Source organism: Bradyrhizobium sp. S3.12.5 (assembly GCF_040548225.1).
Taxonomy (GTDB): domain Bacteria; phylum Pseudomonadota; class Alphaproteobacteria; order Rhizobiales; family Xanthobacteraceae; genus Bradyrhizobium; species Bradyrhizobium cytisi.
Window position 1 is genome coordinate 304,831 of record NZ_JBEPRF010000004.1, and the last position, 25,668, is coordinate 330,498.

General features: G+C 63.8%; 15 protein-coding genes. 4 read left to right on the plus strand and 11 right to left on the minus strand.

Annotated elements, in window-relative coordinates; genetic code table 11:
• Window position 1 precedes the first annotated feature (1 nt).
• The 5 genes from treZ to ABIC09_RS07525 are packed head-to-tail and all read right to left on the minus strand — an operon-like array spanning window position 2 to window position 11,226.
• Window positions 2–1,756: a malto-oligosyltrehalose trehalohydrolase gene (treZ, locus tag ABIC09_RS07505; RefSeq protein ID WP_354035249.1), complete on the minus strand. Its 1,755-nt coding sequence runs from the start codon at window positions 1,754–1,756 to the stop codon at window positions 2–4.
• Window positions 1,753–3,831 (minus strand): glycogen debranching protein GlgX, encoded by a 2,079-nt coding sequence (glgX, locus tag ABIC09_RS07510; protein ID WP_354108872.1) that lies wholly within the window; start codon window positions 3,829–3,831, stop codon window positions 1,753–1,755. Before glgX ends, treZ begins: the two co-directional genes overlap by 4 nt.
• Window positions 3,832–3,834: 3 nt before the next feature.
• The gene (glgB, locus tag ABIC09_RS07515; protein ID WP_246230258.1) at window positions 3,835–5,982 is read right to left on the minus strand and encodes a 1,4-alpha-glucan branching protein GlgB; all 2,148 of its coding nucleotides are present in this window, start codon (window positions 5,980–5,982) and stop codon (window positions 3,835–3,837) included.
• Complete coding sequence (treS, locus tag ABIC09_RS07520) at window positions 5,975–9,268, minus strand: maltose alpha-D-glucosyltransferase (protein ID WP_354108873.1); 3,294 nt, start codon at window positions 9,266–9,268, stop codon at window positions 5,975–5,977. Before treS ends, glgB begins: the two co-directional genes overlap by 8 nt.
• A gap of 11 nt (window positions 9,269–9,279) precedes the next feature.
• On the minus strand, window positions 9,280–11,226 hold the full coding sequence (locus ABIC09_RS07525; RefSeq protein WP_354108874.1) for a maltotransferase domain-containing protein: 1,947 nt from the start codon (window positions 11,224–11,226) through the stop codon (window positions 9,280–9,282).
• A 204-nt stretch (window positions 11,227–11,430) separates the two neighbouring features.
• Between ABIC09_RS07525 and malQ the strand changes: the two genes are divergently transcribed.
• Together malQ and ABIC09_RS07535 are read left to right on the plus strand one after the other, a co-directional pair.
• Window positions 11,431–13,392, plus strand: coding sequence for a 4-alpha-glucanotransferase (malQ, locus tag ABIC09_RS07530; RefSeq protein ID WP_354108875.1), 1,962 nt, complete (start codon window positions 11,431–11,433; stop codon window positions 13,390–13,392).
• Window positions 13,393–13,422: 30 nt separating this feature from the next.
• Window positions 13,423–15,228, plus strand: coding sequence for a glycoside hydrolase family 15 protein (locus tag ABIC09_RS07535; RefSeq protein WP_354108876.1), 1,806 nt, complete (start codon window positions 13,423–13,425; stop codon window positions 15,226–15,228).
• Between the two features lie 4 nt (window positions 15,229–15,232).
• Here the strand turns inward: ABIC09_RS07535 and ABIC09_RS07540 are convergent, their stop codons facing one another.
• The 6 genes from ABIC09_RS07540 to ABIC09_RS07565 are packed head-to-tail and all read right to left on the minus strand — an operon-like array spanning window position 15,233 to window position 22,728.
• Window positions 15,233–16,045 carry an HAD family hydrolase gene (locus ABIC09_RS07540; RefSeq protein ID WP_354108877.1) on the minus strand — a complete coding sequence of 271 codons (813 nt, stop codon included), beginning with the start codon at window positions 16,043–16,045 and terminating at the stop codon, window positions 15,233–15,235.
• Window positions 16,042–16,578 carry a gluconokinase gene (locus tag ABIC09_RS07545; RefSeq protein WP_354108878.1) on the minus strand — a complete coding sequence of 179 codons (537 nt, stop codon included), beginning with the start codon at window positions 16,576–16,578 and terminating at the stop codon, window positions 16,042–16,044. Before ABIC09_RS07545 ends, ABIC09_RS07540 begins: the two co-directional genes overlap by 4 nt.
• On the minus strand, window positions 16,565–17,314 hold the full coding sequence (pgl, locus tag ABIC09_RS07550; protein WP_354108932.1) for a 6-phosphogluconolactonase: 750 nt from the start codon (window positions 17,312–17,314) through the stop codon (window positions 16,565–16,567). The genes ABIC09_RS07545 and pgl overlap by 14 nt, the downstream gene beginning before the upstream one ends.
• Window positions 17,314–18,825 carry a glucose-6-phosphate dehydrogenase gene (gene zwf, locus ABIC09_RS07555; RefSeq protein ID WP_354108879.1) on the minus strand — a complete coding sequence of 504 codons (1,512 nt, stop codon included), beginning with the start codon at window positions 18,823–18,825 and terminating at the stop codon, window positions 17,314–17,316. The genes pgl and zwf overlap by 1 nt, the downstream gene beginning before the upstream one ends.
• 41 nt (window positions 18,826–18,866) lie before the next feature.
• Window positions 18,867–19,865 carry a phosphogluconate dehydrogenase (NAD(+)-dependent, decarboxylating) gene (gnd, locus tag ABIC09_RS07560; RefSeq protein WP_148754749.1) on the minus strand — a complete coding sequence of 333 codons (999 nt, stop codon included), beginning with the start codon at window positions 19,863–19,865 and terminating at the stop codon, window positions 18,867–18,869.
• A 13-nt stretch (window positions 19,866–19,878) separates the two neighbouring features.
• Window positions 19,879–22,728 carry a bifunctional transaldolase/phosoglucose isomerase gene (locus tag ABIC09_RS07565; RefSeq protein WP_354108880.1) on the minus strand — a complete coding sequence of 950 codons (2,850 nt, stop codon included), beginning with the start codon at window positions 22,726–22,728 and terminating at the stop codon, window positions 19,879–19,881.
• A gap of 212 nt (window positions 22,729–22,940) precedes the next feature.
• On the opposite strand from ABIC09_RS07565, the gene ABIC09_RS07570 reads away from it, so the two are divergent.
• Both ABIC09_RS07570 and ABIC09_RS07575 read left to right on the plus strand, forming a co-directional pair.
• Window positions 22,941–23,333, plus strand: a complete 393-nt coding sequence (locus ABIC09_RS07570; protein WP_354086165.1) for a hypothetical protein — start codon at window positions 22,941–22,943, stop codon at window positions 23,331–23,333.
• 384 nt (window positions 23,334–23,717) lie between these two features.
• Complete coding sequence (locus ABIC09_RS07575; RefSeq protein ID WP_148754747.1) at window positions 23,718–25,661, plus strand: PrkA family serine protein kinase; 1,944 nt, start codon at window positions 23,718–23,720, stop codon at window positions 25,659–25,661.
• The last annotated feature ends 7 nt before the right edge of the window (window positions 25,662–25,668 follow it).

Genomic DNA, 25,668 nt, shown 5'->3' on the forward strand with positions numbered 1-25,668 from the left:
ATCAACCTCCGAGATGCCAGATCACCGACCAGGGCGGAAGCCGATCGCCGCTTGCGCTGCCCCAGATCGGCGCGCCCGCATTGCCGATGGAATGCGCGATATCCTTGTCCGACAGATTTGCAGTCAGGCGCAGCGTGGTGCCGTCGCCCATGCGCCAATGGGCGGCAAGCAAGCCGTTGTCGGAAGCCTCGGCGTCGCCGAAGCTCGCGTCCTTGAGCCGCGGTGCGATCTCCTTGCGACGAACTGCGAGCAGCTTTCGCACCAGCGCGAGCCGTGCATCCTGCGCCGGCGTGCGCCCGGTCCAGTCCAGCACGGCCGATTGCAGTGTTGCCGGATCGAACGGATCCGGCACGTCATCGCCATATTTCTCGTAGGCCCAGGCGTATTCCTGCCGGCGGCCTTTGCGGACAGCGTCGATAAGGCCGCCGTGGAAATCACAGAAGAATGGGAAGGGGGCCGTCGAGCCCCATTCCTCACCCTGAAACAGCATCGGCACCATCGGTACGAGCAACGTGACCGCAAGTGCAGCCTCGATCTGCTGCGGCGATGCCAAACTCTCCAGCCGGTCGCCCAGTGGACGATTGCCGATCTGGTCGTGGTTTTGCAGGAAGTTGACGAAGCTTGCCGGCGGCAATTCGCCACTCGCTTCGCCGCGCGGCTTCTTGCCCCAGAATTCCGAGATCTCGCCCTGGTAGACGAAACCCGAGCCGAGCGCGCGCGCGAGATCCAGGCGCGGCGTCTGGTAGTCGGCGTAGTAACCGGCGAGCTCGCCGGTCAGCATCACATGCCAAACGTGATGATAATCATCGTTCCACTGCGCGCGATATTTGCCGTTCGGCGGCTCCTGTGCGGCGTCGAGCAGGCTGGCGCGGTTGTCGCCGTTCTCCAGCACCAGATGAATGTGTCGTCCGGTGGCCTTGGCGAGCTCACCGGCGGCCGCGCTGAGGTCGTGCAGCACTGATTGCTCACCGGGGATCGCCATGATGTGGTTGGCGGCATCCAGCCTCAACCCGTCGAAACGGTAGTCGCTGAGCCAGGACAGCGCGTTTTCGACGGCGAAGGCCCGCACCTGCGGCACGCGATAATCGATGGCGCTGCCCCAGGGCGTGTGCGCGTCGGTGAAGAAGGTCGGCGCGTAGCGGCCAAGATAGTTTCCTTCGGGGCCGAAGTGATTGTAGACGACGTCCAGGAACACCATCAGCCCGCGCAGATGGGCTTCGTCGATCAGCGCCTTCAGCTGTTCGGGGCGGCCATAGGCGCTGTCGGGCGCATACCACAGCACGCCGTCATAGCCCCAGCCGCGGCGGCCGGCGAAATCGGCCAGTGGCATCAGCTCCAGCGCCGTGATGCCCGTCGCGACGAGATGATCGAGCTTGTCGATCATGGCGCGGTAGGTGCCATCGCGCGTGAAGGTACCGACATGGGTCTCGATCAGCACCGTCTCTTCCCAGGGGCGGCCGCGCCAATCCTTCGCGCGCCACGCGAAGGCATCGTGATCGATCACCTCGCTCGGGCCGAACACATCCTCGGGCTGAAAGGCCGACGCCGGATCGGGCACGTCGATCTCGTCGTCAATCCGAAACTTGTAGGTGCTGCCGACCGGCAGCCCGGCGATCTCGGTGACATACCAGCCATCCTGGCGGCGCTGCATCGCGTGCCCTCTTCCGAGCAGGAGATCGACGCGACGCGCGCCAGGCGCCCACAATCGGAACGATATGCCGTCCTTGGTCGGCTTCGCCCCGAACGATGGCCTCATAGCGCCCCCGCGAAGGCGAGCACCGAGCGAGGCGCCGCCTTGCTGTCGCTTCCGGGCAGGAAATCAACGCTGTTCAGCTTGGCATCCGTCGTGTTCAGGATCTGCTGCCAGCTCTTGTATTCGGGCATTTTTGGCAATTTGAATGCGATCTCTTCGGGGGCGGCGTTCAATACGATAAAGATCGCCGCGCTGCCCGGTTCCATCGGTCCCATCACATAAGAGAGGAACCGGCCCTCCGGGAATTTCCAGTCGTTTTCCGTCATCTCGTCGCCGGCGGGCGTCAGCCACAGCGCGCCGTAGGAGATGCCGTCCTTCGGTCGGCCGTCGAGCCAGCGATGGCTGCGAAGTTGCGAGAACCGGCGGCGGATCTCGGCGAGGTCGGCGACGAAATCGATCATGTCGTCGCCGTCCTTGCCGAGATTGTCCCAGCCGACCCAGCCCACCTCGTTGTCCTGGCAATAGGCGTTGTTGTTGCCGGACTGCGTGTTGCCAACCTCGTCGCCGGCGAGGATCAGCGGAATGCCCTGCGCCAGCATCAGGCAGGCCAGCACGTTCTTGCGCAGCTGCCGCCGCAGGCTGAGGATGTTCGGATCGTCGGTCGGGCCCTCGACACCGCAATTGTTGCTGTGGTTGTCGCTGGAGCCGTCGCGATTGTCCTCGCCGTTGGCCTCGTTGTGCTTCTCGTTATAGCTGAACAGGTCGGCGAGCGTGAAACCGTCATGCACGGTGATGTGGTTGATGCTGGCGCGGGGGCGCCGTCCGTCGTGGTTGAACAGGTCGGAGGACGCGGTCATGCGGCTGGAGATGTCGCCGATCAGGCTGCCTTCGCCGCTCCAGTAACGGCGCATGGCGCTGCGATAGCGGTCGTTCCACTCCGACCATTGCGAGGGGAATGCGCCGACCTGATAGCCGCCGAGGCCGAGATCCCAGGGCTCGGCAACGAGCTTGACGGTCGCGAGCACCGGGTCCTGCCGGATCGCGGTGAGGAACGAGATGCCGCGATCATAGCCGTTCGGGCCGCGTGCCAGCGTGGTGGCGAGGTCGAAGCGGAAGCCGTCGACATGGCAGACCTCGACCCAGTAGCGCAGCGAATCCATCACCATCTGCAGCACGCGCGGATGGGTGAGGTTCACCGACGAGCCGCAACCGGTGAAGTCGTCATAGTAGCGCGGGTTCTCGCGGTTCAGCCAGTAATAGGAGGCATTGTCGATGCCGCGGTAGCACAGCGTCGGTCCGAGATGATTGCCTTCGGCGGTGTGGTTATAGACGACGTCGAGCATCACCTCGATGCCGGCATCGTGCAGGCGCGCTACCGTGGTGCGGAAGGAATCGAGCACGTTGTCCTGGGCGTAGCGCTGCTCCGGCGCAAAGAAGGACAGCGTGTTGTAACCCCAGTAATTGACGAGCTTCTTCTCCACCAGCACGCGGTCGTCGACGAAGGCGTGGATCGGCAGTAGCTCGACCGTGGTGACGCCGAGCTTCTTCAGATGCTCGATCATCGCCGGCGACGACAGGCCGCCATAGGTGCCGCGCAAATTCGGCGGCACGTCATCGCGCTTCTGCGTCAGGCCCTTGACGTGAGCCTCGTAGATGATGGTGTCTTCCCAGGGAATATTGGGCCGGATTTCGCGCCGGCCCCAGTTGAATGTCTCGTCGACCACGACGGCCTTGGGCATGCCGCGCGCATTGTCGCGTCGGTCGAACGACAGATCCTCGCGCGCCGAGCCGGTGCGGTACGCGAAATGCGCGTCGCTCCAAACCAGCCGTCCGGCGAGCCGCTTGGCGTAGGGGTCCAGCAGCAGCTTGTTGGAATTGAAGCGGTGGCCGTGCTCGGGCTCGTAGGGGCCGTGCACGCGGTAGCCGTAGAGCTGGCCCGGCGAGACGTCGTTGAGATAGCCGTGCCAGACGTCTTCGGTACGCTCCGGTAATTCGATGCGCTCCAGCTCGCGCCGGCCCTGGGGGTCGAACAGGCAGAGCTCTACCTTCTGCGCGTTGGCGGAAAACAGCGCGAAATTGGTGCCGCGTCCGTCCCAGCTTGCGCCGAGGCGTGCGTGCGATCCAGTAGTCAGACGCATCGGTCAGCTTTCCGGAACGAGGAAGATCGCGGCGAGCGGCGGAATGGTGAGGCGGAGCTCGGGCGTCTTGCCGTCAACAGTCTGGACCTCGCCGATGTTCCCGACATTGGTGCCGCCATAATGGGCGGAGTCCGAATTGAACACCTCTTTCCACTTGCCGGCAAACGGCACGCGAACGCGGTAGTTGCGGTAGACGTTCGGAGAGAAGTTGACGATCACCAGGCACCGCGCGTGCTCGTCAAATCCCTTGCGCATCCAGGCGAACACGTTGCGGTTGGCGTCATCCGTGATCAGCCATTCGAAGCCGGCCTGGTCGCAATCCATCTGATGCAGCGCCGGCACCGCGCGATAGGCCCGGTTGAGGTCGCGGATCAGTGCCTGGATGCCGGAATGATATTTGTATTCGAGCAGGTGCCAGTCGAGCGACTGATCGTGATTCCACTCGCGGCTCTGCGCGATCTCCGCGCCCATGAACAGCAGCTTCTTGCCGGGATGGCCGAACATGAAGCTGTAATAGGCGCGCAAGTTGGCAAAGCGCTGCCATTCGTCGCCGGGCATGCGACCGAGGAGCGAGCGCTTTCCGTGCACGACCTCGTCATGCGACAGCGGCAGGATGAAGTTTTCCGAGAACGCGTAGTGCAGGCCGAACAGGATATCGCCGTGATGATGCTTGCGATGGATGGGATCCTTGCTGATGTAGTTCAGCGTGTCGTGCATCCAGCCCATATTCCACTTGTAGCCGAAGCCGAGCCCGCCGAATTCCACCGGACGCGAGACCTGCGGCCATGCCGTGGATTCTTCGGCCGCCGTGGTCGCCTGCGGGAAGCGCGCGAACAGTTCGGTGTTGAAGCGGCGCAGAAAGTTTATGGCCTCGATGTTCTCACGGCCGCCATACTGGTTCGGGATCCACGCGCCGGGCGGGCGGCTGTAATCGAGGTAGAGCATGGACGCGACCGCATCGACGCGCAGGCCGTCGATGGCGTAGCGTTCGAGCCAGAACAGTGCGTTCGACACCAGGAAGTTCGTCACTTCGGTGCGACCGTAATTGTAGATCAGCGTGCCCCAGTCGAGGTGGCGGCCCTGCAGCGGGTTGGCGTGCTCGTAGAGCGAGGTGCCGTCAAAGCTGCCGAGCCCGTGCGGATCGTCCGGGAAATGACCGGGCACCCAGTCGAGCAGCACACCGATGCCCTCGCGATGGCAGGCATCGACCAGGGCGGCAAAATCCTCGGGCGAACCGAAGCGGCTGGTTGGTGCATAGAGGCCGGTCGGCTGATAGCCCCAGGAGCCGTCGAACGGATGCTCGCTGACAGGCAGGAATTCGAGATGAGTAAAGCCCATATCGCGCGCATAAGCCGGCAGCTGCTCGGCGAGCTCGCGATAGGTCAGCCATTCGTCGCCGTTCTTGCGCCGCCACGAGCCGAGATGGACCTCGTAGATCGACATCGGCGCCGAGAGCGCGTTGATGCCGTCGGGCGCAGGACGCGGCCGTGGCAAATGCGCTTCGTCGAACACGATGGAGGCCGTCTTCGGCCGAACCTCGCTGGCAAATGCCAGCGGGTCGGATTTCAGCGGCAGCAGATGGCCGTGTGGCCCGATGATCTCGAATTTGTAGTGGTCGCCGGCCTTGGCGTGCGGAATGAACAATTCCCAATAGCCGGCGCCGCGCACCCGCATCGGGTGACGCCGCCCATCCCAGAAATTGAAATCGCCGACCACGGACACGCGTCGCGCATTCGGGGCCAGCACCACGAAGCCGATGCCGTCGATGCCCTCCAGCCGCATCGGATGCGCGCCGAGCTTGTCGTAGATCCGCTGATGGGTACCTTCGCCGAGCAGGTAGAGGTCGAAATCGGTCAGGATCGGCGGGAAGCGATAGGCATCCTCGAACTCGACGACGTTGTCGCCGAATTTGGCGCGGAGCTGGTAATGCTTCGAGCCGTTGGGCAGGGCACCGATGAACAGGCCGGAATCGTGGACGCGGTCGAGCTGGGCGACCTCGCCATGCTCGCCGACGGCCTCGACATTCGAGGCTTCGGGCAGGAAGGCGCGCACCACGCTCTTGCTCCCCTCGGGGTGCAGCCCGAGATAGTGGAAGGGGTCGGAGTGGCGGCCCTCGATGATCGCGTAGGCTTCGGCTGGCAGTTTAGGCATGGGCTTCGCTCTCGGCATTGGACAGAATGCGAAGCAGGCCGGTCAGCGGCGCATTGAGCCCCTCCGGCCGGTGGGACAGCTCGTACTCTACCTCGTCGAACGCTTGATCAAGCAGGAAAAACCTTAACATGCCGTCCGCGGAATGGTTCTCTTCCGGCCAGAGCCGTCGATCGGTCATGGCCTCGCGATAGGCGGACAGGAAGGTCGCGGTGGCGCGCTCGCGCCATTCGTCCAGCGCCGCCGTGAGCCGGCCCTGCTCGTCGCTGCCCCCGGAGATCGCCCGGTTAAGCGCCGCGTTAACCGAAAGATCAATCGAGCGGACCAGACCCGCGACGTCGCGCGCGGCAGGCAGCTTGCCCCGCTTGTCTGCCAGCGCGAGACGCGGATCGCCGTCGAAATCGATGATGAAGATGTCGTCCTTCACGATCAGAATTTGCCCGAGGCGGAAGTCGCCATGATGACGGATGTTCAACCCGCCGATGTCCGATGGCAAGAGCGCATTGAGGTGGTCGGGCAGGGTCGCGCGCACCGCGACCAGCTGGTCGATCAGCGGACGGTCGCCCTCACGCAGGCCATCGCGGCTGTCAGCCAGCCGTTCGATGACGCGCTCAGCGCGAGCCTTGAGGTCTGAGATCCAGCGCTTGACGTGCGCGGAGCCGATCGGCTCTGGCGCGAGAGCGGCGGGCTTTGCGGCGGCCAGAGCCACGTGCAGCTCGGCAAGTCGCCGGCCGGTCTGCGCCATGAAATGCAGATAGGGCGCCTGCTCCTGGGTGGCCCGGGGCATCTCGTCCACCGGCCCCAGCCGCTGCTCATCGATGTAGCGGTCGAGATAACCCGTGGTCACGGCCCAGCCGTCGCCCTGGTTTTCGACATAGGCGTGCAAAACGCCGACCGCGCTGCGGCTATCGCCTTCGACCAGCTCGACGCTGCCAAGCAGCGCCGGTGTATTGGGGAAGCGCACGATCTCCGTGAGATAGTGGCCGATCTCGATCTCCGGGTTGGCGCCGCTTTCGAGCTGGCGATAGATCTTGGCGACATACTGGTTGTCGACCAGGGCTGTGCTGTTCGATTGCTCGATCGCGCGGATGCGCGCGGGCTCCTTCACGATGTACTCGGAAAACAGGCTGGTCGGCCTGAATTCGAGCCTCAGATTGTTCTCCTCCACCACCAGGTTCTGCGACAAGCCTCGCAGGAACAGTCCGATGAAGATCTGATCCGTGGCGACGTCGAGCAGCGTGCCTTCGCGCGCGCCCTGGCGTACGGCGGCAAGTGCCTTCGGGTTGAAGCGTTCACGGTCGAAGCGCATCCACTCGATCTGCATCGGCAGCACATAGCGCGTGGTGACGCCGTCCTTCGCCGTCTCGAAGAATGCGATCCAGGGCCGGTTGTCGCCGATGTCGCAGAACGGCACCGCCGAGGTCAGCGTGGGCTTGATGTGCTTGGGGTTGTGCTCGGGATACCAGCGCGTTCGCGACAGGAAGCCCGGCAGCACGTCGTGCTCGAACACGCCGCGTTCGCGGGCCAGCGATACCCAGGTCGAATTGACCGGGACCACCAGCGTCTCGAATTCCGGCACGGCGCTCGGCGCCACCAGCTCGGACTTGTCGCGCTCCTGAAGCTGGAACCAGTAGAAGCCGTAAGGCCCCAGCGTGATCATGTAAGGCAGCTCGCCGATCGGCGGAAAACGCGTGCGGCCGAGCATCTCCTGCGGGATGCGGTCCTTCCACGGCGACAGATCGAGCTCGGTCGCCTGCGCCGCGCGCGACAGATTCGCGACGCAGAGGATCACCTCGTCGCGATATTGCCGGACATAGGCGAGCACGGCGCGGTTGGCCGGGCGGATGAAGGTCATGGTGCCGCGGCCAAAGGCCAGCGTCGACTTGCGTACCGAGATCAGCCGCTTGGTGGCGCTGAGCTGCGAGGACAGGCTGCGCGACTGCGCTTCCACGTTGACCGACTCGTAGCCGTAGACGGGATCCATGATCAGCGGTGCGTAGAGGCGGGCCGGATCGGCACGGGAGAAGCCGCCGTTGCGGTCCGGGCTCCACTGCATCGGCGTGCGCACGCCGTTGCGGTCGCCGAGATAGATATTGTCGCCCATCCCGATCTCGTCGCCGTAATAGATGATTGGCGTGCCGGGGAAGGACAGCAGCAGCGAGTTCATCAGCTCGATCTTGCGCCGGTCATTGTCCATCAGCGGCGCGAGGCGCCGGCGGATGCCGACGTTGATGCGGGCGCGCGGATCATTGGCGTAAGTGGTCCAGAGATAGTCACGCTCGACGTCGGTGACCATCTCCAGCGTCAGCTCGTCATGGTTGCGCAGGAATAGCGCCCATTGGCAGCTCGCGGGAATGTCCGGCGTCTGCCGCAGAATGTCGGTGATCGGGAAGCGGTCCTCCTGCGCGATCGCCATGTAGATGCGCGGCATCAGCGGGAAGTGGTAGGCCATGTGGCATTCGTCGCCACGGCCGAAATATTCCTGCACGTCCTCCGGCCATTGATTGGCCTCGGCCAGCAGCAGCTTTCCCTTGGAGTAGGCATCCATCTCCTGGCGCAGACGTTTGATGATCGCATGCGTCTCGGGGAGGTTCTCGTTCGAGGTGCCTTCGCGCTCGCAGAGATAGGGAATCGCATCGAGCCGGAAGCCGTCGACACCGGCATCGAGCCAGCGCTTCATCACCTGGATGAGAGCGCTGACCACGCGCGGATTGTCGAAATTGAGATCGGGCTGGTGCGAGAAGAAGCGGTGCCAGTAGAACGCACTGGCCTCGGGATCCCAGGTCCAGTTCGACTTCTCGGTGTCGGTGAAGATGATCCGCGTGCCCTGGTATTTCTGGTCGGTGTCGCTCCAGACATACCAGTTGCGGGCGCTCGAGCCGGCAGGACTGCGGCGCGCGCGCTTGAACCATTTGTGCTGGTCGGACGTGTGATTGACGACGAGCTCGGTGATGACGCGCAAGCCGCGCTTCTGCGCCTCCTGGATGAAGCGCTTGAAATCCTTCATCGTCCCGAAATCGGGATTGACGGCGCCGTAGTCGGCGATGTCGTAGCCGTCGTCGCGGCCGGGCGAGGGGTAGAACGGCAGCAGCCACAGCGCGGTGACGCCGAGATCCTGCAGATAGGGCAGCTTCTCGGTCAGGCCCGCGAAATCGCCGATGCCGTCGTTGTTGCTGTCGGCAAAGGCCTTGACGTGGAGCTGGTAGATGACGGCGTCCTTGTACCAGAGCTCATCCACGATCTCGGCAGCCTCGACCTTCTTGGCATCGACGGAAGACAAAACATTCATGGCGTGAATCCTTACGCCAGACAGCGGAACAAGAGCGCCGGATCGCGGTCGGGATCGATACGCAATTTGATCCCGCCCCATTCGATGCGGGACTGTTCGCCGGTGAGGAGATTTTCGAGGGCGGTGACGTGGCGGCGTTCGCCGCCGACATCGATGGTGAGGTCGCCGAGCGGCAACCAGAACTCGCGCGCATGACGTGAGAGTGCGATCGTCGCGACAACGGTGTTGGCCGGATCAACCGCCTCCTTGGCGAAGGCGATGGTCTCGCCGTCCTCGATGCCGAGAAAGCGCAGGTCCACCGTCTGCTGAAGCGCAGCGTTCTCGTTGCGGATGCGGTTCAACTCCGTGATGTAGGGCTTGATGTTGCCGGCCTTGTCCCAGTCGCGCTGCCTGATCTGGTACTTCTCGGAATCCTGATATTCCTCGCGGCCGGGAACGGCTTCATGCTCGAGCAGCTCGAACCCGCTATAGACGCCGTAATTGCCTGATAACGTTGCGGCCAGCGCGAGCCGCGATTTGAACGCCCAGGCCTCACCGCTTTGGAGGTGATAGGGCAGCAGGTCCGGCGTGTTGACGAACAGGTTCGGCCGATAAAAGTCGCGCTCCGGATAACGCGTCAGCTCGCCGAGATATTGCTCCAGCTCCCACTTCCCGGTGCGCCAGGGGAAATAGCTGAAGGATTGCGCGAAGCCGAGCTTGGCGAGGCCCTTCATCAGCTTCGGCCGTGCAAAGGTCTTGGAGAAAAGGACCACCTCGGGATGCCGGCGGCGGATGTCCAGGATGAGCCACTCCCAGAACGGAAGCGGCGCGGTGTCGTGATTGTCGATGGCGAAGATGGTCACCCCGTGGTCGATCCAGAACAGCATCGCGTCGCGAAACGCGTTCCAGAGCCCGACCCGGTCGACGGAGGCGAAATCGGGGATGACGATATCCGGATAGGGACCATCCGCAGTGCGCACCGAGCGGTCCGGCCGCCATTTGAACCACTCCGGATGCTGGATCAGCCAGGGATGGTCCGGCGAGCATTGCACGGCGAAGTCGAGCGCGAGCTCGAGGCCGTATTCCAGGCAGGTCGCGACCAGCGCGCGGAAATCCTCGATGGTGCCGAGTTCGGGATGCAGCGCATCATGGCCGCCCTCGACCGCGCCGATCGCATAGGGCGAGCCGGGCTCGCCCTCGGTTGCGACAGGGGCATTGTTGCGGCCCTTGCGGCGGGTACGGCCGATCGGGTGGATCGGCGTGAAATACAGCACGTCAAAACCCATCGCGGCGATGTCGGGTACCCGCGCGATGCAGTCGCGGAGCGTGCCGTGCTGGCCGGCGACCTGGCTCTGGCTGCGCGGCATCATCTGATACCAGGCGCCGAAGCGCGCTCTGTCGCGGTCGATAACCAACGGAAACAGCGGCGAGCGGGTGAGGTCGGGTCGCGCCTGGCTCTCGGCCATGGCCGCGCCCAATTCGGTCGCAAGCAGCGGCGCGACATCGCCGCTGCCGAGATAGTTTTCGCATTGCCTGACAATCACGGCCGCGGCGTCCTGCTGCGCACCATGCGCCTTGGTCAGCAGGCCCGCGCCTTCGATCGCATCGAGCGTGACGTCGCCGCCGGACAGCTGCTTGCGCTCGAGCCCGTGACGCCAGGTGGCGAATTCGTCGGTCCAGGCTTCGATGGCGTAGACATATTGACCTGATACGACTGGTGTGAACGCACCGGACCAGCGGTCATCGCCATGGTGGGTCATGATCTCGCGCTGCCATTCGCGGTCCTGCTCGCCGCGCCAGATCAGCGCGGCGCTGATTGTGGCGTCGCCGTCGCGATAGATGTCGGCCCACACCTCGACGCGATCGCCCGCGATCCGCTTCACGGCGAAGCGGCCGCCGTCGATCAAGGGATAGACGTCTTCGATCAGGAAAGCGCTGCCGGCAGCGGCACTCTCGACAGTTTGAATTGTCTTGTTCACGGTGATGCCATTGACAAGAGTGCAGGGGCCCGTTTCCCTTGTCGGGAACCTACGCTTGGTACCTATATAGAAAGCCGCTTGTGTGTCATTGGTTCCCTTGGGAACGGCAGGCGCAGTTTGCGAGTTAAGTGCGACTAACCTCTTCCGCGATCACGTTAAAATCGATGCCCCCGGCCTGAGAATGGCCTGCAAGCTGCGTGCCGAATGGACCTTTTAGCTCAAGCCCGGATCAAGGGCGTTCAATCCGAATTCGTCGATGCCCTCGGAAAGCTGCGGGTCACCGCGCCCGGCGCGCTGAAATCGATCCTCGACGCCCTGCCCGAGAAGCGGGTTTACCGCTTCGTCAGCGGGCCGGTCGTGGTTCGCGCTCTCGGCAGTCCCCGCACCGAGCTGGCCGCCCTCGGCGCTGCGCCCTTGCAATGGCAAATCACGGGCAGCGGCAATGTGATCGCGCAAGGCGAGACGCGCGAGCCCGTGATCGCCTGGCCGAACGGCCTGCCGCTTGGTTATCATCGGTTGACGCTGACCGACGCGGCAGGTGCGACGGAAGAGGTGCCGATGATCGTGGCACCCGAGCGCGCCTTCGGCGGCGATTTCGACCGCGGTTGGCTGCTCGCCGTGCAGCTCTATGGCGTCCGCTCGAATCGCAATTGGGGCATCGGCGATTTCACCGATCTGGCCGGCCTGGTCAGGCTCGCCAAGCAACTGGGTGCCGACGGCGTCGGGCTCAATCCGCTGCACGTCCTGTTCGACGATCATCCGGCCGATTGCAGCCCCTATTCGCCGAACAGCCGGCTGTTTCTCAATCCGCTCTATATCGACGTCGAGGCCATCCCGGAATTCTCGGCAGACTTCATCCCGGACGCGGCCACGACCGCCGCGCGGCTGCGCAAAGGTGATCGTGTCCCGTATGCCGATATGGCGGCTCTTAAATGGCTGGGCCTGCGCGCCGCCTTTGACAGTTTCGTGAAAAGCGCGAGCGGCGTCCGCCGCAACCAGTTTGACGCTTTCCGCGCCGATCGAGGACCGCTGCTGTCGCGCTTCGCCTGCTTCGAGGTGCTGCGACATCGTTTCAATGTGCCATGGTGGGAATGGCCGGTGGAATGGCGGCAACCGGACGATGCCAGATGCGCCGAGCTCCGCAGGGGTCCCGACCGCCGCGAGGTCGAGTTCGTCGAATTCGTGCAGTGGACCGCTGACGCGCAATTGCACGCCGCCAAGCAGCTGTCTGCCGAGCTCGGCATGCGCGTCGGGCTCTATCTCGACGTTGCCGTCGGCGTACAGTCCAACGGCTTCGACGCCTGGAACGAGCAGACGGCGATCTCCCGCCACCTTGCGGTCGGCGCGCCGCCCGACGTGCTCAATACCGTCGGGCAGGACTGGGGCCTCGCCGGCTTCAACGCCGGCGGCCTCGAGGCGCAATCCTTCGTGCCGTTCGCCAACATGGTGGCCGCCTCGATGCGGCATGCCGGCGCGATCCGGCTCGATCACGTGCTGGGCCTGAAGCGCTTGTATCTGGTGCCGCGCGGCTTCAAGCCCGACAACGGCGCCTATGTGCAGATGCCGCTCGAAGCGCTGCTGGCCGCGGTCGTGCGCGAGAGCGTCATCCATAAATGCATCGTGATCGGCGAGGATCTCGGCACCGTGCCGGAAGGTTTTCGCGAGACCATGCAGGATTTCGGCATCTGGTCCTATCTCGTGATGATGTTCGAGCGCGACGATGCCGGCCATTTCCGCAACATCGACCACTACCGGCCAAACGCGCTGGTGACACTGAACACGCATGATCTCTGCACCTATGCGGGCTGGCGCTCCTTCAGCGATCTCAGGATGAAGCGCTCGCTCGGGCTCGATCCCGGCGAGGACGACCAGGCGCGGTGGAACGCGCTCGGCGGACTCGACCAGATCCTGCGCCAGAACGGCATTACCGGCAACGATCTCTATTCCGTGCTCAATTTCCTGTCGCGCACGCCGTCGCGGCTGCTCGCGGTGTCGATGGAAGATTTGCTCGGCGTGATCGACCAGCCCAACATTCCCGGTACGATCGACGAGCATCCGAACTGGCGCCAGCGTCTGCCGGTTGCGCTTGACAAGATCGCCGCCAAGGTCGATCTCGCGGCTTTAAGGGCCGCGACGCGGGAACGTTCCCTGATCGGCGGGAGTTGATAGGCGGGTATCTTTCAGGCTCGCAAGACATTGTCAGAGAAGATCGAGGATTATGCGCTGATCGGCGACTGCGAGACCGCGGCGCTGGTCGGGCGCAACGGCTCGATCGACTGGCTGTGCTGGCCGGCCTTCGATTCCGACGCCTGCTTTGCCGCGATCCTCGGCACGCGCAAGGCCGGCCGCTGGCTGGTCGCGCCGGGCGAGGACGTCACCGCGGTCTCGCGCCGCTATCTCGGCGATACCCTCATCCTCGAAACGCGATTTGAGACCAAGAGCGGCACCGTTGCGCTGATCGACTTCATGCCGCCGCGGGGCAAGGCCTCCGACATCGTGCGGCTGGTGCGCGGCCTCACCGGTACCGTCAAGATGCGGATGGAGCTCGTGATCCGCTTCGGCTTCGGTGTGGACATTCCCTGGGTGCGCCGCTGCGAGGATCGCTCGCTGCTGGCAGTCGCCGGCCAGGACATGACGGTGCTGCGCACGCCGGTCGAGACGCGCGGCGAGGACCTGACCACCGTCTCCGACTTCGAGGTCAAGGCCGGCGAGACCGTTCCGTTCGTGCTGACCTATGGTCCCTCGCACCTCGATCCGCCCGAGCCAATCGATCCCGAAATCGCGTTCCAGGAGACCGGGAAATTCTGGACGGAGTGGAGTGGCCGCTGCGTTCGCGAGGGCGACTACCGCGAGCTCGTCATGCGCTCGCTAATCACGCTGAAGGCGCTGACCTTCGGCCCGACCGGCGGCATCGTCGCGGCGCCGACCACGTCGCTGCCGGAAAAGTTCGGCGGCGCCAGAAATTGGGACTACCGCTTCTGCTGGCTGCGCGATGCCACCTTCACGCTGCTGGCGCTGATGAACTCGGGCTACACCGAGGAAGCCTCGGCCTGGCACAATTGGCTCCTGCGCGCCGCCGCCGGCTCGCCGGCGAACATGCAGATCATGTACGGCATCTGGGGCCAGCGGCGGCTGCTGGAATGGGAGGCGGGCTGGCTCGATGGCTATGAAGGCGCCCAGCCGGTGCGGGTCGGCAACGCCGCCCATGCCCAGCTCCAGCTCGACGTCTATGGCGAGTTGATCGACGCCTTCCACCAGTCGCGCATGGCCAAGCTCAAGCTCGACAATGAGGCGACCTGGGCGCTGGAATGCGCCGTGCTCAATCATCTCGCCGAGGTCTGGGACCAGCCCGACCACGGCATCTGGGAGCGGCGCGGCAAGCCGAAGCATTACGTTTTCTCCAAGGTGATGACCTGGGTCGCCTTCGATCGCGGCATCAAGAGCGCCGAGACCTTCGGCTTCAAGGCGCCGCTGCTGCATTGGCGCGCCTTGCGCGAGGCCATTCACCGCGACGTCTGCCACAGGGGATTTGATGCGGAGGAGAACGCCTTCGTCGAATCCTATGGTTCGAAACTGCTCGATGCCAGCGTGCTGCTGCTGCCGGGCGTAGGCTTCCTGCCGTCGGACGATCCGCGCATCCGCGGCACCATCGCCGCCGTCGAGAAGCACATGATGCGCGACGGTTTCGTGCTCCGGCACGATCCCCGCGAGATCTCCGAGGAGAAACAGCCGATCGAGGGCGCGTTCCTGGCCTGCACGCTGTGGCTGGCCGACGCCCATGTGCTGGCGGGCAATCTCGACAAGGCACAAATGCTGTTTGATCGCGTCGCTGCGCTGGCGAACGATGTCGGGCTGCTCGCCGAAGAATACGATTCCGTCGCCCGCCGCCAGACCGGAAATTTCCCGCAGGCGCTGACCCACATCGCGCTCATCAACACCGCGCACAATCTTTCGGCAGCAAGGCACGCGAGCGAGAAGCCGGCGATGCAGCGATCGAAGTAGTGACTTAGCCGGCCCCGTTCCGCTTCAAGATCATCTCCATCGCTTCCGCAAAGCCATCCTGCTCGTTGGTTGCGGTGACGTTTGTCGCCTGGTCCTTGACGCTGTCGGTGGCGTTGCCCATGGCGATCGAGACGCCGCTGACGCGGAACATCGCAAGGTCGTTCTGCATGTCGCCGACGGTTGCGACCGCGTCGGTGGAGATGCCCAGCCGCTTGGCCATGGCCTGCACGAACGTGCCCTTGTCGAAGCCGGGCGGGGTGACATCGAGATAATAGGTCTGCGAGCGGACGGCAGTGGCCTCGCCGCCGAGGGCGTGCTGCATCGCCTTCTCGCAAGCCTCGAGGCCCGCCGCATCGGCGCTGGCGCCGACAATCTTGCAGGCGCTGGCAAGATAGGGCGAGAAATCCGTCACGATGGTCGGATCGGAGCGGATCGTGTGCTGCTCATGCGCGACATATTTGCCGGCCGGGTTGTCGATCAGCCATTTGTCGTAGGTGAACAGCCAGATGTCGGCGCCGAATTCACGGAGGATCCGCAGTGACCGTTCGGCGGCGCTTTTCGGGATCAAATGCTGCTCGACCGGGTTCATCTCGGGATCGACGATCGAGGAGCCGTTGAACGGGCCGACCGGCAGCCACAGCGCCAGCGGCTCGATCAGGAAGCGCATGCCGATCGCAGGCCGGCTGGAGGTGATGGTGAAGCCGATGCCGGCCTGGTGCAGCCGCTGCACGGCGGACCTCGCGCGCTCCGTCAACGTCTTGTCCTTGGTCAGCAGCGTGCCGTCGACATCGGAGACCACCAGTGAGATTTTCGTCATGGCTTGCGTTTCCCGCCGTCGATTTTCAACTGCCGCACGATGCCGTCCACGATCGCCTCGACCGATTCATCGATCGACGCCGTGATGACATGCTCGCTCGCCTCGGGCGGCTCCAGCGTGTTGAACTGGCTGGTGAGGAGCCCGGGCGGCATGAAATGACCCTTGCGGTGCGCGAGCCGGTCGGCAATCAGCTCCTGCGTGCCCTTCAGGAACACGAAGCGCACGTCGTCGCGTCCACGCAGCAGCACGTCGCGATAGGTGTGCTTGAGCGCCGAACAGGCGATGATGACGTGCTCGCCCTTGTTGCAGACCCGCGCGATCTCGTCGGCGATGGCGTTGAGCCAGGGCCAGCGGTCCTCGTCGGTGAGCGGATGGCCGGCTCTCATCTTCTCGACATTGCTCGCGGGATGAAAGTTGTCGCCGTCCTCGAATCGCCAGCCCAGCCGCTTGCCGAGCAATTCCGCCACCGTGCTCTTGCCCGAGCCCGACACGCCCATCACGATCAACGCACAAGGTGCTTTAGCGCCCGCCACGAATCCCCTCCGGAAGCGCGGCCTGGTCGACCAGCCAGAGGGTCTCGCCATTCGAGCGCGCGCGTACAGCCGGCAGAGTCTCGCCATTGAGGAGGCGCGTCAAGATCGGCTGCTTGTCATGCCCGGCAATCTCGAACAGCATCTCGCGGCAGGAGGCCAGCGCAGGCAGCGTCAGCGAGACCCGCGGCACGAAGGGCGCGACATTGGCCTTGGGGACGCCGACGACCCAGCGTTCGGTCTCCTCGACGGCGGGATAGCCGGGAAACAGCGAGGCAGTGTGGCCGTCAGGACCGGCGCCCATCAGGACGAGATCGAATAGCGGCCGCGCCGGATCGAGCTGGTCCGAGCCGTAGAAGGCCTGCAGCTCGCGCGCATAGGTTTCCGCACTCTGGTCGGGACTCTCGGCTGTGGTCGGAATCGGATGGATATGGCCTGGTGGCGCGTTGCGATCGAGGAAGATCTCGCGCGCGACGGCCATGTTGTTGAGGGGATCGCTCGCGGGGACAAAACGCTCGTCGCCGATGAACCAGTGCACGCGATCCCATGGAATCTTGCCACGCCAAGCCTCGCTGCCGAGCAGCTGATAGAGCTTCTTCGGGCTCGAGCCGCCGGTGAGGCAGATTGCGATCCGGCCGGGATTGGTCGAAATCCGGGCCATCACCCGCTCGGCCGTAGCCTGAGCGAGCGCCTCGACGTCGGCGACGACGATCAGCTTCGGCTGCCCGGCCGTCGCCATCACGAAAATTTCCGCCAGCTGCGGCCGTCGCGCCGCAGCAGCTCGTCGGCACAGGCCGGGCCGTCGCTGCCGGCGGGGTAGGTTTCGATGCCGTTGCTGCCTGCGTCCTTCCAGGCATCGAGGAATGGCTGCACCGCCTGCCATCCGGCTTCGATGCCGTCGGCGCGCTGGAACAGGATGTTGTCGCCGATCATGCAGTCGTAGATCAGCGTCTCGTAGCCAGTCGAGGGATCGGCCTGGAAATAATCGCCGTACTTGAACTTCATCTCGACGCCGTCGATGGTGATGCTCGGCCCCGGAATCTTGGCGTTGAACTGAAGCTCGATGGTCTCGGTCGGCGCAATGCCGATGGTGAGGAAATTTTGCGAGAGACGGTCGACCGCCGTGCCGGAGAACATCGAGAGCGGCGCCTGCTTGAACTTGATTGCGACTTCCGTTCGTTTGTGCCCCAACGCCTTGCCGGTACGCAGATAGAACGGCACGCCGGCCCAGCGCCAATTGTCGATCATCAGCTTCAGCGCGACAAAGGTCTCGGTGGCGCTGCCGGGCTTGACGTCCTCGGTCTTCCGATAGTCCGATATTTCGTCGTCGCCGATCCGGCCCGCGAGATATTGCGCGCGGACAGAATTCTTGAGCGCCTCCTCGTGACTCGGCTGCTGGATCGCGGTGAGCACCTCCGCCTTCTCGGAGCGCACGGAATGGGCGTCGAAACGCGCCGGCGGCTCCATCGCGACCAGCGACATCAGCTGAAACAGATGGTTCGGCACCATGTCGCGCAGCGCGCCGGTGGCGTCGTAGAAGCCGCCGCGGTGGCCGACGCCGAGCTTCTCCTCGACCGTGATCTGGATGTGGTCGATGTGGTTGCGATTCCAGATCGGCTCGAACATGCCATTGGCAAAGCGCAGCACCAGAATGTTCTGCACCGTCTCTTTGCCGAGATAATGATCGATCCGGTAGATCTGGTGCTCGCCCATGATCTTCAGCAACTCGGCATTCAGGGCCCGCGCCGAGGTGAGATCGGTGCCGAACGGTTTTTCGATCACCAGCCGCCGCCAGGCGCCGTTCTCCTTCATCATGCCGGTGCGGCCGAGCTCGCGTGCGGTCGGTGCGAATGCAGCGGGCGGGGTCGCCAGATAGAACAGGCGATTGCCGCCGGTGTCTTGCGCGCATTCCAGCGAATCCAGATGCTCGCGCAGGCGATCGAAGGAGGGCGGGTCCTTCGGATCGGCCTCGACGAAGGTGACGCACTCCAGCAGTCTCTGGGCGATATCGTCGTCCACGGGTCGCGTTGCGAATTGCTTCAGGCCCTTCAACAGACCGTCGCGCAGATCGTCATCCGACATGGCGTTGCGGCCCACACCGACGACGCAAAATTTCTCCGGCAGCAAATGTTCTGCGGCAAGATTGTAAAGCGAGGGGATCACGAGACGGTGCGTGAGATCGCCGGTGGCGCCAAAAATGACGAAGGCGCAATTTTCCGGCTTGGGCTTTGCTTGCGGGTCTTTTGTCACGAACGATTGGCCTTCGCTGTGTTGCTTGTTGCTTCGACTTCTTATTCGGGCTTCGAAGCGTCCGGCTGCTTCGGCTCCTTGTGGCCGCCGAACCCCGCGCGCATCGCCGAGAGAATTTTTTCGGCGAAGGTGTGGTCCTTGCGGGAACGGAAACGTGTGTAGAGCGCTGCCGTCAGGACTTCGGCCGGCACGGCCTCGTCGATCGCCGCATTCACGGTCCAGCGTCCCTCACCGGAATCCTCCACGAAGCCGGAATATTCAGCCAGTGCGGGGCTGTCGGCGAGCGCGGTCGAGGTGAGATCGAGCAGCCATGACGGGATCACGCTGCCGCGCCGCCAGACTTCGGCGATGTCCGCGAGATCGAAATCGTAACGATGATCGGCAGGCAGGGCGTCGATATTGGCGTTTTTGAGAATGTCGAATCCTTCCGCATAGGCCTGCATCAGGCCGTATTCGATGCCGTTGTGGATCATCTTGACGAAATGGCCCGCGCCGACGGGACCGGCATGGATGTAGCCCTGCTCGATGCGCGGATCGCGCCCGTCACGTCCCTCCGTGCGTGGAATATCGCCGGCGCCGGGCGCTAGGGCTGCGAAGATCGGATCGAGCCGGTCGACGACCTGTTTCTCGCCGCCGATCATCATGCAATAGCCGCGGTCGAGCCCCCAGACGCCGCCGGACGTGCCGACGTCTACATAGTGGATGCCGCGCGCCTTCAGCGCCTTGCCGCGCCGGACGTCGTCCTGCCAGAAGGTGTTGCCGCCGTCGATGATGACGTCGCCCTCCTGCATCACGCCCGCGATCGTGTCGATCGTTTGCTCGGTGATGCGGCCCGCAGGCAGCATCACCCAGGCCGCGCGCGGCCGCTCCAGTTTCGAGATGAACTCTTCCAGCGTCGCCGAGCCGACAGCGCCATCCGCGGCGAGACCGGCGACGGCCTTGGCGTCCTTGTCATAGACCACGGTCGAATGGCCGTGGTGCATCAGCCGGCGAACGATGTTGCCGCCCATCCGGCCGAGGCCGATCATGCCGAGTTGCATTGAGAAATTCCTCTTAATTCAGCGCGTCAGTAAGCGCGGCATTGAGCGCAGCGAGACCTTTCTTGAGCGGCCCCTTCAGGTGCACCCGAAGCGCGCGACGGCCGCGCTCGGTGAGCACGTCGAAATCGCCGCGTGCCTGCGCCGCCTTGATCACGCCAAAACTTGCCTTCTGGCCCGGCACGGCCAGGTCCTTGGCGTCATCTGCGGTGATCTGGAGGAACACGCCGCTGTCGGGCCCGCCCTTGTAGGCCTGACCCGTGGAGTGCAGGAAGCGCGGTCCGAATTCGGCGGCAGTCGCCAGATGCCGTTTCTCCAGCACGGCCGTCCGCATCTCCTGCAGCGCCTCGATTGTGGCCTTGTCGCGGGCGATGTAGCCGAGCAGGGCAAAATAATCGCCGCGCCGCGAGCGCGTGATATGTGCCCTGAGCCAGGAGGTGAGGTCGCCATTGGCTCCCATCGTGCGCAACGCGACTGCGTTGGTGTCGTTGGTGTAGAGGTCGAATTCCGCGGTGCTGACCACGGGCTCTTCGGCCGGCAGCGCGCCGGTCTTCTCGTAGGCTGACGTCAGCTCGCGGGTCTTGATCTTGGCGGCTTCGACGTCGGGCTGGTCGAACGGGTTGATGCCGAGGATCGAGCCTGCCACCGCCGTCGCCATCTCGAAGCGGAAGAACTCCTGACCGAGATGGTCGATCGACTTCATGACGATGCGCACCACGGGATGGCCGGCCGCCTCGATCCCGGCAAGTGCCGAGTCGTGCGCGGCGTCTGTCTCGCCCTCGGTGCGGATGTCGATGAAGAAGCGGTCGTTGCCGTAGAGCGAGGACTCGCCCAGCGGCTCGCCGGCGATCGGGATCAGGCCCTTGCCCTCCTTGCCGGTCGATTCCGCGATGAGCTGCTCGGCCCAGGCGCCGAAATCGGCGATCTTCTTCGACGACAGGATTGTCACCTTGTCGCGGCCTTCGAGTCCGGCGAGGCCCATGGCGAGGCCGAGCTGGACGCCCGGGTTCTCGCTTGGCGGCACGTCCGGTCCGCAGGAGCGAGCCATCGAGAGCGCATGCTTGACCAAGGTCTTGACGTCGATGCCGGCCGTGGCCGCCGGCACCAGGCCGAACGGCGACAGCACCGAATAGCGGCCGCCGATCGACGGTTCGCCATGGAAGACGCGGGCGTAGTTGAGCTTCTTCGCCGCCTTTTCCAGCGAGGAGCCTGGGTCGGTCACCGCGATGAAGCGGAAGCCGGTCTTGGCCTTCGGGCCGAGCGCCTGCGCGACGCGCTCATGGAAATAATCCTTCATCGCGTTCGGCTCGGTGGTGCCGCCGGATTTGCTGGAGACGATGAACACGGTCTTGGCGATGTCGATCTTGGCCTCCATCGCCCGCACCTGCGCCGGATCGGTGGAATCCAGCACGTGCAGCTTCGGGAAGCCCGCTTTCCTCGCAAAGGTCTCGGCCAGCACCTCCGGTCCGAGGCTCGATCCGCCCATGCCGAGCACGACGGCGTCGGAGAAGTTCTGGCCCTTCACGCGGTTGGCATAGTCCTCGTAGTCGGCGACGTCGGCTTTCGCTGCGCTGTCGAGCCAGCCGAGCCATTTGTCCTCGTCCGTCCCCGTCCAGACCGATTTGTCGCGCTGCCACAGCCTGCGGATCTTTGCCGATGCGCGCCATTCCTCGGTGCTCTTGGCCACGGCCTTGCCGAGGCCGTCCCCCAGCGAGAGCTGCTGGCGGTCGATCGCGGGGCCGAGCACGGTGGCGCGCTTGTGGGCGACGGCGCCGTAGAGCTTGTCGGCGGCGTCGGCGAACTGCTTGACGCCGTCCTTGACGAGTTCCTCGGTGATGGCATCGAGCGAGACGCCGGAGCGCTCCAGCTCTTCCAGCACGCGGCGGGCGTCGTCGACGTTCTCCTCCAGGCTGTCGCGCAGCTTGCCGTGGTCGCGGAATGCATCCAGCGTCGCCGGCGGCATGGTGTTGATGGTGTCGGGGCCGATCAGCTCCTCGACATAGAGCACGTCGCTGTAGTCCTTGTTCTTGGTGCCGGTCGAGGCCCACAGCATGCGCTGCGGCTTGGCGCCCCTGGCGGCGAGCTTGTCCCAGCGCGGGCCCGAGAACAGGCGCTTGTAATCCTGATAGGCGACCTTCGCGTTGGCGATCGCGACCTTGCCCTTCAGCGCGGCGAGCCGCTCTTTCTCGGATGGGTCGTTGGCCCGCGCGATCTTCTCGTCGAGCTGCTTGTCGACCATGGAGTCGATGCGGCTGACGAAGAAGCTCGCCACGCTCGCGACATGCGAGGGGTCGCCGCCGCCGGCGATATATTTCTCGAGGCCGGCGAGATAGGCCTCGGCGACCTCGAGATAGACTGCCTTGGAGAACAACAGCGTGATGTTGATGCTGACGCCGTCGCCGATCAGCGTTTCGATCGCCGGCAGGCCCTGAGGCGTCGCCGGCACCTTCACCATCAGGTTCTTGCGGTTGACGTCCTTCCAGAGCCGCCGTGCCTCGGTGACGGTACCGGCGGTGTCCATCGCCAGATAGGGCGAGACCTCGAGGCTGACATAGCCGTCATGGCCTTTGAGGCGGTCATAGACCGGCCGCAGCACGTCGGCGGCGTTCTGGATGTCCTCGATCGCGACCGCCTCGAACAGATCGGCCACGGTCCGGTCGCCGCGCTTCAGCGCCTTGCCGATCGAGGCGTCGTACTCGTCCGAGCTACCGATCGCCTTCTCGAAGATCGACGGATTGGAGGTGACGCCCTTGAGGCCGTCGTCGTCGATCAGCCGCTTCAGGTCGCCCTTGGCGATGAAGCCGCGGGCGAGGAAGTCCAGCCAGACGGCTTGTCCGTGCTTTTCCAGTTCTTTGACGGGATTCATGATGCTTATTTATCTCCAAGCCTGCGGGCGGAGGGGGTTTCCGCGCCGGTCCTGACGCGCTATCCTTTAGCTCACATGCTCCCGGGAGGGAACCAATCAAGGGTATTGGCGTCATTCTCTCAGCTTAACTCCGTCGCGATCATGGCGATCCAGGCGGCAGTTGTCCTTTTGCGTAATAAAAATTTGGCCGCGATGGTTCGGCCGAGGCGTTGTTGCGTGAGGACATCGGTCGCGTCGCGAAGTGTCGTCAGCGGTTATCGATCCGTCTGATCGTCATTGGCTCGGTCGCGAATGGCCATGCTGGGGGAAGCATGCACGCAAATCCTGATGGCGTCGCCGTAGCCGATCACGGGCCGTCGATCGCGTCGACCGTCTGCATCGGCGCATCCCATGATCTCGACATCGGTCAATCCGTCATGCGGCTCCTGGTCGCGGCGCACCTCGCGATGATGCGGCGGCGCGCAAGCGTTGCTTTCAAAAGGCTTGCTTTCAAAAGGCTTGCTTTCAGACGGCTTGCCTTCAAGTCAAGCGCGGCAGCTCTTCTGCATCCGGGCCGCCACGCAGAACGACGTTATCCGTTCGGAGGGTTTGGCGACCGATTATGATACAGCGCTGCGCGCTTGCCCACGCATCGCATCGCAGCAGGAAGATGAACGCGGCGCGCAAGGCATCGCTCTGCAAGCGTCATAAGTTTGCCGCTGGCAAATTGTCATGTTGCAGTGCCCGAGGGACTCGTCCCCGGTATTGCCCGGATGTGGCGAGCGAGTGACATTTTCTGGAAATGAGCGAAGATGGATAGAGATTCGCACAAATTACAGGCAAGTGCCTGTTCGTAATTCAGCGAGTGCCTACCTTGTGCGTTGCGTCGTCTCGGCACCCGGGTGTCCAATGATGGTCATGTGCTCACGCTGATTCGAGAAGCGGCCTGAGGAACGGTCCAGTAACTGCTTTCGTTTCAGCTTGTAGCGGAACTCACGCGGAGAGGGATCATGTACAACGATTCTCTATTCAACGCTTTCGCTAAGTCGTTCGAGGCGAGAAGCCAGCACGACATGTCGATGGCGGAATACCTGGAATCGTGTCGAAGCGATCCCATGAAATACGCGAACTCGGCCGAACGGTTACTGGCGGCGATCGGCGAGCCCCAGACGATCGACACGGCCAAGGACCCACGCCTTGGCCGTATTTTTTTGAACCGCACGATCCGCACCTATCCGGCCTTCGCCGGCTTCTACGGCATGGAAGAAACCATCGAGCGCATCGTCGGTTTCTTCCGCCATGCGGCGCAGGGCCTGGAAGAACGCAAGCAGATCCTCTATCTGCTCGGACCGGTCGGCGGCGGCAAATCCTCGCTCGCCGAGCGGCTGAAGTCGCTGATGGAGGTGCATCCGATCTACGTGCTCAAGGCCGGGGATGAACTCTCGCCGGTGTTCGAGAGCCCGCTCAGCCTGTTCGATCCCGATCAGCTCGGTCCGATGCTGGAAGAGAAGTACGGCATTCCGCGCCGGCGTCTCACCGGCTTGATGAGCCCGTGGTGCTACAAGCGGCTGGAGGCCTTCGGCGGCGACATCTCGCAATTCCGCGTCGCCAAGATTCAGCCGTCGCGGCTGCGCCAGATCGGTATCGCCAAGACCGAGCCCGGTGACGAGAACAACCAGGACATCTCCTCGCTGGTCGGCAAGGTCGATATCCGCAAGCTCGAGACCTACGCGCAGAACGATCCCGACGCCTACAGCTATTCCGGCGGCCTCAACCGCGCCAATCAGGGCGTGCTCGAATTCGTCGAGATGTTCAAGGCGCCGATCAAGATGCTGCATCCGTTGCTGACCGCAACGCAGGAAGGCAACTATATCGGCACCGAGAACATCGGCGCGATCCCGTTCACAGGCGTCATCCTCGCGCACTCCAACGAGGCGGAGTGGTCGAGCTTCAAGGCCAACAAGAACAACGAAGCCTTCATCGACCGCATCTGCGTTATCAAGGTGCCCTATGTCCTGCGCTACACCGAAGAGCAGAAGATCTACGAAAAGCTGATCCAGGGCTCCGAGCTTGCGTCTGCACCGTGCGCGCCGGCGACGCTGGAAACGATGGCGCGATTCTCGGTGATGTCGCGGCTACGCAAGCACGAGAATTCCACGCTGTTTGCCAAGATGCGGGTTTATGATGGCGAAAGCCTGAAGGAATCCGATCCCAAAGCGCGCAGCGTCCAGGAATACCGGGATGCCGCCGGCGTCGACGAAGGCATGGACGGTGTCTCCACGCGCTTTGCCTTCAAGATCCTGGCCGCGACCTTCAACCACGATCCGCAGGAGGTTGCCGCCGACGCCGTGCACCTGATGTATGCGCTGGAACAGTCGATCCGCCGCGAGCAGCTTCCTGAGGAAATCGAAAAGCGTTACCTCGAATTCATCAAGGCGGAACTTGCGCCGCGTTATGCCGAGTTCATCGGCAACGAGATCCAGAAGGCCTATCTGGAATCCTACTCGGATTACGGCCAGAACCTGTTCGACCGCTACGTGGATTACGCCGACGCCTGGATCGAGGACCAGGATTTCAAGGATCCCGACACCGGACAACTCCTTGATCGCGATCTCTTGAACCAGGAGCTGACCAAGATCGAAAAACCGGCCGGCATCGCCAACCCGAAGGATTTCCGCAACGAGGTGGTCAAATTCTCGTTACGGTCGCGCGCCCAGAACGGCGGCAAGAATCCGACCTGGACCTCCTACGAGAAGATTCGCGATGTGATCGAAAAGCGGATATTCTCTCAGGTCGAGGACCTGCTTCCGGTCATCTCGTTCGGGTCTAAGAAGGACGGCGAGACGGAGAAGAAGCACGGCGAGTTCGTCGCACGCATGGTGGAGCGCGGCTACACCGAGCGTCAGGTTCGCCGACTGGTCGAATGGTACATGCGCGTGAAGCAAGCCGGTTGAGACGGAT

Excerpts from the sequence above, each read along its gene's own strand:
- treZ (WP_354035249.1), bottom strand. The coding sequence starts at position 1,756 with ATGAGGCCATCGTTCGGGGCGAAGCCGACCAAGGACGGCATATCGTTC.
- glgX (WP_354108872.1), bottom strand. The coding sequence starts at position 3,831 with ATGCGTCTGACTACTGGATCGCACGCACGCCTCGGCGCAAGCTGGGAC.
- glgB (WP_246230258.1), bottom strand. The coding sequence starts at position 5,982 with ATGCCTAAACTGCCAGCCGAAGCCTACGCGATCATCGAGGGCCGCCAC.
- treS (WP_354108873.1), bottom strand. The coding sequence starts at position 9,268 with ATGAATGTTTTGTCTTCCGTCGATGCCAAGAAGGTCGAGGCTGCCGAG.
- malQ (WP_354108875.1), top strand. The coding sequence starts at position 11,431 with ATGGACCTTTTAGCTCAAGCCCGGATCAAGGGCGTTCAATCCGAATTC.
- ABIC09_RS07540 (WP_354108877.1), bottom strand. The coding sequence starts at position 16,045 with ATGACGAAAATCTCACTGGTGGTCTCCGATGTCGACGGCACGCTGCTG.
- pgl (WP_354108932.1), bottom strand. The coding sequence starts at position 17,314 with ATGGCGACGGCCGGGCAGCCGAAGCTGATCGTCGTCGCCGACGTCGAG.
- gnd (WP_148754749.1), bottom strand. The coding sequence starts at position 19,865 with ATGCAACTCGGCATGATCGGCCTCGGCCGGATGGGCGGCAACATCGTT.
- ABIC09_RS07565 (WP_354108880.1), bottom strand. The coding sequence starts at position 22,728 with ATGAATCCCGTCAAAGAACTGGAAAAGCACGGACAAGCCGTCTGGCTG.
- ABIC09_RS07575 (WP_148754747.1), top strand. The coding sequence starts at position 23,718 with ATGTACAACGATTCTCTATTCAACGCTTTCGCTAAGTCGTTCGAGGCG.